The organism is Streptomyces sp. SID14478 (assembly GCF_010548525.1).
In the GTDB taxonomy this organism is placed as follows: Bacteria; Actinomycetota; Actinomycetes; order Streptomycetales; family Streptomycetaceae; genus Streptomyces.
In genome coordinates this window covers 1-11,105 of record NZ_JAAGMG010001311.1, presented here as the reverse complement: position 1 = coordinate 11,105, position 11,105 = coordinate 1, and the positions used below count along the sequence as shown (strand labels likewise).

Annotated in this window: 9 protein-coding genes and 2 pseudogenes; 9 read left to right on the top strand and 2 right to left on the bottom strand. The window is 72.4% G+C overall.

Translation table 11 applies throughout. The features are described 5' to 3' along the window. The 8 genes and pseudogenes from G3I40_RS41675 to G3I40_RS41640 all read left to right on the top strand — a co-directional run. Positions 1–204 (top strand): annotated as a pseudogene (locus G3I40_RS41675) (cytochrome P450); the annotation flags it as partial. Between the two features lie 10 nt (positions 205–214). Continuing rightward, positions 215–1,033 (top strand): arylamine N-acetyltransferase, encoded by an 819-nt coding sequence (locus G3I40_RS41670; RefSeq protein WP_164559998.1) that lies wholly within the window; start codon positions 215–217, stop codon positions 1,031–1,033. An 85-nt stretch (positions 1,034–1,118) separates the two neighbouring features. Next, positions 1,119–2,243: a substrate-binding domain-containing protein gene (locus G3I40_RS41665; protein WP_164559997.1), complete on the top strand. Its 1,125-nt coding sequence runs from the start codon at positions 1,119–1,121 to the stop codon at positions 2,241–2,243. Positions 2,244–2,364: 121 nt separating this feature from the next. Further along, positions 2,365–3,708, top strand: coding sequence for a sugar ABC transporter substrate-binding protein (locus G3I40_RS41660; RefSeq protein ID WP_164559996.1), 1,344 nt, complete (start codon positions 2,365–2,367; stop codon positions 3,706–3,708). 31 nt (positions 3,709–3,739) lie between these two features. Next, on the top strand, positions 3,740–4,723 hold the full coding sequence (locus tag G3I40_RS41655; RefSeq protein WP_164559995.1) for a sugar ABC transporter permease: 984 nt from the start codon (positions 3,740–3,742) through the stop codon (positions 4,721–4,723). Beyond that, positions 4,720–5,592, top strand: coding sequence for a carbohydrate ABC transporter permease (locus tag G3I40_RS41650; RefSeq protein ID WP_164559994.1), 873 nt, complete (start codon positions 4,720–4,722; stop codon positions 5,590–5,592). The genes G3I40_RS41655 and G3I40_RS41650 overlap by 4 nt, the downstream gene beginning before the upstream one ends. Positions 5,593–5,615: 23 nt before the next feature. Continuing rightward, complete coding sequence (locus G3I40_RS41645; protein ID WP_164559999.1) at positions 5,616–6,596, top strand: hydroxyacid dehydrogenase; 981 nt, start codon at positions 5,616–5,618, stop codon at positions 6,594–6,596. Next, positions 6,593–8,467, top strand: a complete 1,875-nt coding sequence (locus G3I40_RS41640) for a DUF2264 domain-containing protein (RefSeq protein WP_164559993.1) — start codon at positions 6,593–6,595, stop codon at positions 8,465–8,467. The genes G3I40_RS41645 and G3I40_RS41640 overlap by 4 nt, the downstream gene beginning before the upstream one ends. On the opposite strand, the gene G3I40_RS41635 is transcribed toward G3I40_RS41640, so the two are convergent. Both G3I40_RS41635 and G3I40_RS41630 read right to left on the bottom strand, forming a co-directional pair. Continuing rightward, positions 8,455–9,075, bottom strand: a complete 621-nt coding sequence (locus G3I40_RS41635; protein WP_164559992.1) for a TetR family transcriptional regulator — start codon at positions 9,073–9,075, stop codon at positions 8,455–8,457. The two genes, G3I40_RS41640 and G3I40_RS41635, sit on opposite strands and share 13 nt — an antisense overlap. A 4-nt stretch (positions 9,076–9,079) precedes the next feature. After that, positions 9,080–10,537, bottom strand: coding sequence for an MFS transporter (locus G3I40_RS41630; RefSeq protein ID WP_164559991.1), 1,458 nt, complete (start codon positions 10,535–10,537; stop codon positions 9,080–9,082). Positions 10,538–10,959: 422 nt separating this feature from the next. On the opposite strand from G3I40_RS41630, the pseudogene G3I40_RS47760 reads away from it, so the two are divergent. Then, positions 10,960–11,105 (top strand): annotated as a pseudogene (locus G3I40_RS47760) (gfo/Idh/MocA family oxidoreductase); the annotation flags it as partial.

The window sequence follows — 11,105 nt, the reverse complement described above, 5'->3', positions numbered from 1 at the left end:
TCGCTGGGGCACGGCGCGCACTACTGCCTGGGGGCGCCGCTGGCCCGCCTGGAGGCGACGATCGCGCTGGAGCGTCTGTTCGTCCGGTTCCCCGGGCTCGCCCTGGCCGTGCCGGACGCCGAACTGCCCGCACACGCCGGTTTCGTCGGCAACAGCGTGCGCCGGCTGCCGGTCCGGCCCGGTCCCGACGCGGGAGAGCGGTGACACTGGCCCTATGGAGCACACCCGTACCGATGTCCCGCCTCTCGACGCCGCCCGGACCGACGCCTACCTGGACCGCATCGGCGCCGCCCGCCCCGCCGCCCCGACCGCCGCGGCCCTGCGCGACCTGCACCTGGCGCACCTGCGCACCGTGCCCTTCGAGAATCTCTCCGTGCACCTGGGCGAGGACATCCGGCTCGACGCGGAGCGGCTCGTCGCCAAGCTCGTGGACCGGCGGCGCGGCGGCTTCTGCTACGAGGTCAACGGCGCGTTCGCCGCGCTGCTCGGCGCCCTCGGCTTCGAGGTGACGCTGCTGCAGGCGCGCGGCGTGGGCGACGGCGGCCGGCTCGGCATCCCCTACGACCACTTGGCGCTGCGCGTGCGCGACGCCGAGGGCGCCGACTGGCTCGCCGACATCGGCTTCGGCACGCACACCCACTTCCCGCTCGCGTACGACGAGCGCGGCGACCAGAGCGATCCCGGCGGCGCCTTCCGGATCGCGGAGGCGGCGCACGGCGATCTTCTCGTCCTGCGCGACGGGGAGCCGCAGTACCTGCTCGATCAACGGCCGCGGGATCTGGGCGACTTCGCGGCGGGCGCCTGGTACCACCGCACCTCGCCCGACTCCCGCTTCACCCGGTCCCTCGTCTGTTCGCTCCTGACCGGCGACGGCCGGGTCACGCTCAGCGGTCATACGCTCACCCGGACCACCGGCGCGCGGCGTACCCGTACCGAACTGTCCTCCGACGACGCCGTCCTCAGGGCCTACGACCAGCACTTCGGCATCGTCCTCGACCGCGTTCCCCCGGAACCGAAGACCGCCGAGAGCTGACGGCGCCGGGCACCCCCTGGTTATGCTGCCGCGAAGCGTTCAAGCAAAGCGCTCAAACGAACAGCGGGGCGAGGGGGCCATCAGCATGCGCGAACCGGTCGAGACCAGGCGCCAGCGGATTCTCGCCGTGGTGCAGTCGCGCGGCGCGACCCGGGTCAGCGATCTCGCCGCGGAGCTCGCGGTGTCGGTGGTGACGCTCCGCCGCGACGTGGAGGAACTGGCCCGCGAGGGCAGGTTGCGGCGCGGCCACGGGGTGGCCCGGCCGCTCCTGCCCGAGACCGAACGGCCCGCGGCGCCCGTGGCGCCGCCGGTGGACGGCGGCCCGGTCGCGGTCGTCGTGCCGGAGCGTCACGCCTACCTGTACGAGGCACTGCACGGCGCCCGGTCGGCCTTCGAGGAGGCCGGGGTCCGCATCGCGCTGCACATCGCACCGACCGTGCCCGGCGCCGAACAGCCGATCGTGGAACGGGCGTTGGCGGAGGGCGCGCGGGGTCTGCTGATCGCCCCGCGCTGGCGCAGCAGGGCCACGGAGGAGGCCGACTACGCCTGGCTGTCGCGCCTTGAGGTGCCCGCCGTCATGATGGAGCGCAGGCCGCGGCGCGGCAGCCCGCTGCACGCCGTGGACACCGTCTGCACGGACCACTGGTACGGCATCCATCTCGCCGTCGAGCACCTCACGGGTCTCGGCCACCGGCGCATCGTGCTCGCCGCACGCGACGACAGCCCGACGGCGCGCGCCCTGCGCGCGGCGTTCACCGAGATCGCCGCGGAGCACCCGGACGTCGACAAGTGGGCGCTGGCCCTCAGCACGCCAGGTGCGGCCCCCGACCCCGCGGCGGAGAGCGCGCAGAAGCCGATCGACCTCCCGGCGTTGCTGCAGGAGTTGGGGGCGACGGCGGCCGTGCTGCACGGCGACGTGGACGCCCTGATGCTGGTGCAGTCGTTGCGCGACAGCGGGGTGCGGGTACCGGAGGACTGCTCCGCGATCGCGTACGACGACGTGGTCGCGGCGCTCGGCAGTACGCCGCTGACGGCCGTGTCGCCGCCGAAGGCTGACGTCGGCCGGACCGCCGCCGAGCTGCTGCTGCGCAGGCTCGGCGACCGGTCTCCCGGGGGGTCCGCGGGCCCTGCGCGGCGTGTGGAGCTGCTGCCGACGCTGTCGGTGCGCGGCTCGACCCAGGTGCCGCCGACCGCCGCGTCCGCCGGATGAACTGCCGCCCCTCGATGAGCGTTTGACCGTTTTATTTTCTTCTGATCGATCTATTGACCAGGTCCGTTCAGCCGATCAGTATTCCCGTGACTCGAACACGCAGGAGCCGCGGGAGGCGCCCATGCCCGGTCGACAGAGCCGTCGATCCGTGCTCGCCGCGATCACCGCGCTGCCGCTGACGGGCGCCCTCGGCGCCTGTAGCGGGACCGACAGCGCGTCATCCGGGAGCACAGCCACGTCCGGTACCAAAGGCACGACCACCATCACGTTCTGGTCCGCGCTGCGCGGCAGCCAGGAAGTGGTGGACGAGTTCAACAAGACCCACAAGCACATCCAGGTCGCCTTCGAGCAGATACCCTCCGGCACCTCCGGCGGCTATCTCAAGCTCAGCAACGCGGCCCGCGCGGGCAACGCACCCGACGTCGCCACCATCGAGTACCCGCAGGTCCCGGGGTACGCGATCGACGGAGTCGCCCGCGACATCACGGATGTGATCAGTGACCGGCTCAAGGCCAAGCTGCTGCCGCAGGCACTCGGCCTGACCACCTTCCAGGGGCGCACGTACAGCGTGCCCCTGGACGTCGAGCCGATGGTGCTGCACTACCGCAAGGACCTGTTCGACAAATACGGCCTCGACGTCCCCACCACCTGGGACGAACACACCGAGCTGGCCCGCGCCGTGCGTCGCACCGGCGGCAAGCGCAGGGCGACCTTCTTCTCCACGGACATGGGCCAGTTCTCGGCGTGGTGCTGGGGGGCCGGTGCCCACTGGTTCGACACGTCCAAGGGCGCCTGGAACGTGTCGCTCGCCGATGCCGCGACCCGCCGCGTGTCCGCGTACTGGCAGCGGCTCATCGACGAGGACCTCGTCTACGTCAACCCGCCCAACAGCCGCGAGGCCGACGCCCAGGCGGGCAACAGCCTGGTCCTGACCCGGCACAGCGGCGCCTGGGACGCGGGCGCCCAGATGAACGCCCGCCCCCAGCAGAAGGGCCTGTGGCGGATCGCCCCGCAGCCCCAGTGGGACCCCGCGAAGCCGGCGCTCGGCACCCAGGGCGGCTCCACGTTCGCCATCACCAAGGACAGCAGGCACCCCGAGGCCGCCATGGAATTCATCGAGTGGCAGGTCTCCAGCCCGGCCGCGCTCAAGGCCCGGCTGTCCAGCGGCGCGAGCAGCCAGTACCCGGCCGTGACCGAGCTGATCAAGGAGGGCCGTGCCGCCTTCGACCGCTCGTACTACGGCGGCCAGGACATCTACACGCTGTTCGAGAACGAGGCTCAGAAGATCACCGACGGGTGGGTCTGGGGCCCCCGGATGACCGCGACCGGGCAGGTCATGGCGGATGCCTTCGCCCGGGCGGCGGCGGGCTCCGGAACGATCGAGTCGTCCATGCGCGCCGCGCAGGACGGCACGATGCCCGACCTCAAGGCCCTCGGCCTCAAGACCACCCAGCACTCCACGTGAACACCCGCACCCCGAAAGGCAGGTGAGTCCCATGACCGCGACAACCCACGCGCCCGCGACCGCGGCCGCACCCCCGCGGGAGGCGGACGGCTCCCGGCGCAAGGCGCAGCGTGCGGCGGGACGGCGCCGGGGCGGCGCCGCGGGTGTCCTGATGGCCCCGTTCTTCGTCCTCCTCACGCTCGTCTTCCTCATCCCGGTCGGCACGGCGGTGTGGCTGAGCTTCTTCAGCGACGACCAGCCGGGCCTCGGCTTCGGCCCCGAGCGCACGGTCTTCGTCGGCCTGCGCAGTTACGCCGCTGTCCTCACGGACCCCTCGTTCCTGTCCGGCCTCGGCACGGTCGCGCTGTACTGCGTGATCTACATCCCGGTGATGACCGTCGGCTCGCTCGCCCTCGCGCTGCTGCTGGACTCGGGAGTCGTACGGCTGCGCGCCTGGGCCCAGTTGGGCCTGTTCCTGCCGCACGCGGTGCCCGGCATCATCGCCGCGCTCATCTGGCTGTACCTCTACACCCCCGGCATCAGCCCGATCATCGAGATCCTCGGCAAGGCCGACATCACCGTCAACTTCCTCGGCCTGCACACCGCGATCCCGTCCATCGTGAACATCGCGGTGTGGAGCAACCTCGGCTACAACATGGTCGTCTTCTACGCGGCCCTGCAGGCGGTCCCCCGGGAGGTCCTGGAGGCCTCGGTCGTCGACGGGGCGGGTCCCGTGCGCGCCGCGCTCCAGGTGAAGGCGCCGCTGGTGCGCTCCTCGATCGTCATGGTCGCGATGTTCACGCTGATCTGGGCGCTGCAACTGTTCACCGAACCCATGCTGCTGCGCACCGGATCACAGGTCGTCGACGCCCGGTTCTCACCGAGCATGTACATCTACGACGCGGCCTTCAGCCGCAACAACTACTCGCTCGCGGCCGCCGCGTCGGTGATCCTCCTGATCATCACGATCGCCGTCTCCTTCGGCGTCACGCGCTGGACCAACCGCGTCAACTCGGAAGAGGAGCGCGCCCGATGACCACTGCCGAGATGAGCAGGTCCACCCTGCTGCGCCCCCGGCTCCTGGGCCGGGCGACCGTCAACCTGGTCGTCGCGCTATCCGTCCTCTACACGGTCCTGCCGGCGCTGTGGCTGGTGCTGGCCTCGACGAAGACCCGGGACGCCCTGTTCAGCAGCAACATCCTGTCCTTCAGCGACTTCTCCCTCGTCCAGAACGTCAAGGACCTGTTCCGGATGGACGGCGGCCTCTACAGCCGCTGGTACGGCAACAGCCTGTTGTACGCGGTCCTCGGCGCGGCGATCGGCGCCATGATCTCCGTCGCCTGCGGCTACGCCTTCGACAAGTACCACTTCCGGCACAAGGAGAAGCTGTTCGGCCTGGTGCTGGCGGCCGTCATGGTGCCGCAGACGGTGCTCGCGCTCCCGCTGTACCTGTTCGCGTCCGCGACCGGCGTCGTGAACACGTTCTGGTCGGTGTTCATCCCGGTCCTGTTCAACCCGTTCGGCGTGTACCTGGGCCGCATCTTCGCGCAGGGGTACGTACCGAACGAGGTCCTGGAAGCGGCCCGCGTCGACGGCGCCGGCGAGCTGACGACGTACGTCCGCGTCGCCCTGCGGATGCTCGGCCCCGGCCTGATCACGGTGTTCCTCTTCCAGCTCACCGCCATCTGGAACAACTTCTTCCTGCCGATGGTGATGCTCTCCAACCAGAAGCTGTATCCCGTCAGCCTCGGCCTGTTCCAGTGGAACAGCCAGGCGACCGTCTCTCCCGAGTACTACCCGGTGGTGATCATGGGCTCGCTCCTCGCGGTGCTCCCTCTCGTCCTCGCGTTCCTCTTCCTCCAGCGGTTCTGGCGGTCCGGCCTGACGGCAGGGGCGGTCAAGTGAGCAAGCCCGACGCGGCGTTGGCCATGTCGCCGCAGGCGGCCGCGGCCGTCTTCACCTCGCGGGCGCTGGCCGCGCTGGGCGAGGTCTGCGACCTGGCCCCGCTGCCCGTCCTCGACGACCTCTCGACCGTCCGCGCCAAGGAGGTGCTGGCCGACGTCGAGGTCCTCGTCACCGGGTGGGGCTGCCCGCGGCTCGACGCCGACGTCCTCGCGGCGGCGCCCCGCCTCAAGGCCGTGGTGCACGCGGCCGGTTCGGTGCGCGGCCACGTCACCGACGCCTGCTGGGAGCGGGGCCTCGCGGTGTCCTCGGCGGCCGCGGCCAACGCGCTGCCCGTCGCCGAGTACACCCTCGCCATGATCCTTCTGCACGGCAAGCACGTCCTGGAGCGGGCCCGCGACTTCGCACGGACCCGGGCGCGCGACAACTGGCTGCTGACCACTCAGGACGTGGGCAACTACCGCCGCACCGTGGGCATCCTGTCCGCCTCCCTGATCGGCCGCCGTGTCATCGAACTGCTGCGGCCCTTCGACTTCGACGTGCTCCTGCACGATCCGTACGTCACCCCGGCGCAGGCCGCCGAGCTCGGCGTGGAGTGGGTGGAACTGGCCGAACTGTTCACGCGCAGCGACCTGTTGAGCGTCCACACCCCCCTGCTGCCTGCCACGCGCGGGCTCGTCGACCGCACCCTGCTCGGTGCGATGCGGCCCGGCGCCGCGCTCCTCAACACCTCGCGCGGCGCCGTGATCGACCAGGACGCGCTCACCGACGTGGTGCGCGCGGGCCGCATCCGCGCGGTGCTCGACGTCACGGACCCCGACGTCCTCCCCGCCGATCACCCCCTGTGGGACTGCCCGAACGCACTGATCACCCCCCACCTCGCCGGCTCCCAGGGCAGCGAGTGGGAGCGGCTCGCCGACACGGCGGTCGACGAGGTGGCGCGGTGGGCCGCGGGCGACGGTTTCGCCCATCCTGTACGACGCGAAAGGCTGGCGTTCCTCGCATGAGCATCCCCTTCGAACTTCCCGCGGAGAACCGCGAGTCGAGCCCGTTCACCGGCTACACCCGCGCGCACTGGGAGGCCACGGCCGACGGTCTGCTCGGCGCCGCGTGGCGCTGGGCCACCCCCGAGGGCGCGCTGCTCGGCCTGCCGGGCCGCCCCTCCGCGTCCGGGGTCCGCTCGGACGGCCTGGAAGGGTTCGCCCGCACCTTCCTGGCGGCCGGGTTCCGTGTCGCGGGCGCCGACGGCAAGGACCCGCACGGCTGGCTGGAGCGGTACGCGAGCGGCCTCGCCGCCGGCACCCGCACCCCCGGCGCGGACGACGCCGAGTCGTGGCCGCTGATCCTCGACCACCACGTCCAGGGTCAGCCGATGGTCGAGTCGGCATCGGTGGCGCTCGGCCTGATGCTGACCCGGCCCTGGCTGTGGGACCGGCTCGACGGCGACGTACAGGACCGGGCGGAGAAGTGGCTGCGCGGCGCGCTCACGCACACGCCCGCACCGAACAACTGGTACCTCTTCCCCTTCATGGTGGCGTCGTTCCTGGAGGCGGCGGGACGCGGTGACGCGGCCACGACGCGCGCCATGGACCGGGCACTTGAGCTGATGGAGACCTGGTACCGGGGCGACGGCTGGTACGCGGACGGCGACGGCCGCGCCTTCGACCACTACAACGGCTGGGCGTTGCACCTGTACCCGCTGCTGCACGCCCACCTGTCGGGCGACACGGCGCTGTCGGCCCGCTTCGGCCCCCGGCTGCGCGAGCACCTGGAGGGCTTCTCGCTGCTCTTCGGCGGCGACGGTGCGCCGATCCACTTCGGGCGCTCGCTCACGTACCGGTTCGCGACGTCGGCGGCGGTCGGCATCGGTGCGGTCACCGGTCACACGCCACTGTCCCCGGGTACGTCACGCCGTCTGATCAGCGGCAGCCTGCGCTACTTCCTCGACCGGGGCGGCGTCACCGACGAGGGCCTGCTGAGCCTGGGCTGGCACGGCCCGCACCGCGCGACGCTGCAGCGGTACTCCGGGCCCGCGTCCCCGTACTGGGCGTCGAAGGGCTTCGTGGCACTGCTCGCCGGCGAGGACGATCCACTGTGGACGGCGACGGAGGAGCCCGCACCGAGCGAGGGCCCCGACCGGGTCCTCGCCCTGCCGGCGCCGGGCCTGCTGATCCAGTCGACGCGGGCGGACGGCATCGTGCGGCTGCACAACCACGGCAGTGACCATGTCCGGCCGCACGAGGGCGAGTTCGCGGCGCAGGACGACGCTCTCTACGGCCGGCAGGCGTACTCCACGCACACCGGCCCGACGTCCCCGGCCAACGCCGCGGACAACCACCTCGCGGTGGAGGTCGGCGGTGTCTCGAGCGTGCGCCGGCGCATCCATCCGCTGGGCGCGGGACACGGCGACGGGTGGGGCTGGGCGGCGTCCTGGCACCGCCCCGTGTTCGCGTCCGGGCCGCCGATGGTGCCGGGGCTGCGCGTGGAGAGCGTGACGGTGGCGCGTGGGCGGTACGAACTGCGCGTCCACCGCATCGTGGGCGCCCCGCACGGGGCACGGGTGACGCTCACCGGCTGGGCGACGCAGGGGCTCCGCTCCGAGCTGGCCGGGCTGCACGGGTGGGACGACGGCGCGGACGCGGTGCGGGCACCCGAGGGAACGGCGTACGAGGCGTGGGTGCGAGTACCCCGCCTGTCGGCGGATGTCGAGGGGAGCAGGGTGCTGGTGGCGCTGGCCTCGTTGGGCGGGGAGCCGGACGCGGTCCTCGCCAATGCCGTGCGGGACGTCTCGGTGGTCGAAGAGGAGGTGACGGTGCGCTGGGCCGACGGTTGTGAGACCGCCGTCGCTTTCGATCCGCTGGACGTTCAGTGCCGCTGAGCGGCGGCCGGGCGCACCGTTCCCCGCACGCCCAGGGCGTCCTGCACGGCCGGGGCGTAGCGGTTCACGACGTCGTCGATGTCCGCGGTCCGCACGTGCGGACCGCGGGCGATGCCGTACATGACGCCGAGTCCGAGCAGCATCGACACGGCCAGCTCGGCGCGCAGGCCCGCGTCGGGGCCGCGGAGGCGGGCGGCGAGGCGGCCGCTGACCTGGGAGCGGAAGTTGGCGCGCAGGATCTCGCCCTGTTCACCGTGGAGCGGGGCGAAGACGATGCGCAGGATGGGGTCGGCGCCGCGCTCCGCCTGCCCGGTCAGGACGTGGCGCACCATGTGGCGGCCCAGGTCGTCCAGCGGCGCGTCGAGGAAGGACTCCACGTCCGCCTCGAAGTTCATGACGCTGGAGAACAGGGCGTCCTTGTTGCCGAAGTACTTGAGGATGAGCGGCGGGCTGACCCCTGCCCGGTCGGCGACCGCCTTGAGGGTGATGTCGCCGTGCGCGTGCCGGGCGAGCAGGTGCCGGGTGGCCTTGACGATCGCGGTCCTGGTCGCCTCCGCGTCGCGCCGGCCCGCACCGGGCCCGCGCTCGTCGGCGTACGCCGTGGTCATTGCCTCACGCTCCCTTCGTCGTGGCCACGGGGGCCTGCAGCGCCTCGACCACGCCCTCCTTCACACGGTCGGACGGGACGGCGAGCGCGATGGCTGCGGCCACCAGGGCGACCGTACCCGCCATGGCGAAGGCCAGCTGGTAGCCGTGCAGCGACGGCACCGCGAGGCCGCCCACACGGGTCGTGTGGTGTACGAGGACGGCGGCGATCGCCGCGCTGGAAACGGCCTGGCCGATGGTGCGCATGAGGACGTTCACGCCGTTCGCGGAGGCGGTGGCGTCCGAGGGGACGGCGCGCAGGATCAGCGTGGGCAACGCCGAGTAGGCGAGCGTGGTGCCCGTCGACACGACGGCCGCGCCGACGAGGATGACCCACAGATCGGTGCTGTCCGCGATGCGCACGGCGTAGCCGAGGGCGAGGACGACACCGCCGACGGCGAGGGTGATGCGGGGGCCGCGTGCGGCGGAGACGCGGGCCGAGACCGGGGAGAACAGCAGCATGATGACGCCGCTGGGCAGCATGCACAGGCCGGTCGCGACGATGGACAGGCCCAGGCCGTAGCCGGTGGCGACGGGGGCCTGCACGAGTTGTGCGGTGACGAGCGAGTTGGCGTAGAACGCGAAGCCGGTGAACAGCGCAGCCACGTGTGGCAGTCCGACCCTGCGTCCGGCGGCCAGACGCAGGTCCACCAGGGGACGGGCGGCGCGCAGTTGGTGCCACGACCACAGGCACAGGATCGCGACGGCGCCGGCGAACAGGCCGACGACGCGGCCGCTCCCCCAGCCCCACTGTCCGCCCTGGGAGACGCCGAGCAGCAGGCAGACCAGGCCCGCGGCGAGCCCGGCGGTGCCGAGCGCGTCGAAGCGGCCCGGTGACCTGACGGGCGACTCGCGCACCGCCCACCAGGCGAGCGCGAGGCCGAGGGCGCCGAGCACGCCGGTCGCCCAGAACATCACGTGCCAGTTGGCGTACTGCACGATCAGCGCGGCCAGCGGCAGGCCGAGGGCGGCGCCGATGCCGACGGTGGAACTCATCAGGGCGACGGCGGAACCGGTGCGGTGCGGCGGGAGTTCGTCGCGCAGGATGCTGATGGACAGCGGCACGACGGCCGCGGCGGCGCCCTGCAGGGCGCGGGCGGCGATCAGGATCCTGATGTCGGAGGTCAGCGCGCACAGCACGGAGCCGCCGGTCATCAGGGCGAGTGCGATCAGCAGGACGCGCCGCTTGCCGTACATGTCGCCGGCCCGGCCGAGCACGGGGGTGAGGACGGCGCCCGCGAGGAGCGTCGCGGTGACCATCCAGGAGACGGCCGCGGGGGACGCGCCGGTGAGCCGCGGCAGGTCCGGGAGCAGCGGTACGACGACGGTCTGCATGACCGCCATGAGGATGCCGCCGAAGGCGAGCACGGGCACGGTGAGGCGCTCGCGCAGGCGCGGCGGCGCGGGTATCGGTGCGGGGTCCATGGCAGCGGTTCCTCGTGCTCGGGACGGCGGACGCAGGCGCGGCACGTCGGGTATGTCGGGTGAATCGACATTCACCCGGCGAGGTGAATCATTATTCACCATGCAACGACCCGCTGTCTGCGCCGCGGGGCAGGGCGGGCCGTCCGGGCTGAGCGGGCGCCGTGTCGCGTACGGCCGCGTCCCTCCGGCGGGCCGACTGGGGCCTGCGGCCCCTGCGAACGAGGGCGTCGGCACGGCCGGTGACGGGCCTCGGGGCCTACGGCTCCGGCGGCGGGACGGGCGGCGATACCGACCCCACGAGCTCCCGGCACGGGCATCACGTTCCCCCTTCTGACCAAGGTGGACCTGCCCCGCCGCGAGAGGAGGGCGGTGACGTCTTCGGTTCCTGCCGCCGCCGGGCGATACTGCCGATCATGACCTCGATGACTGACGCGCTGCGCTTTGGACTTGTCGGCACGGGCTCCTGGGCCGCACGGACCCATGCCCCCACGCTCGCCGCCCATCCGCACACCGAGTTCGTCGGCTTGTGGGGCCGGCGTCCCGAGGCGGCCGCCGAGCTCGCGGCGGC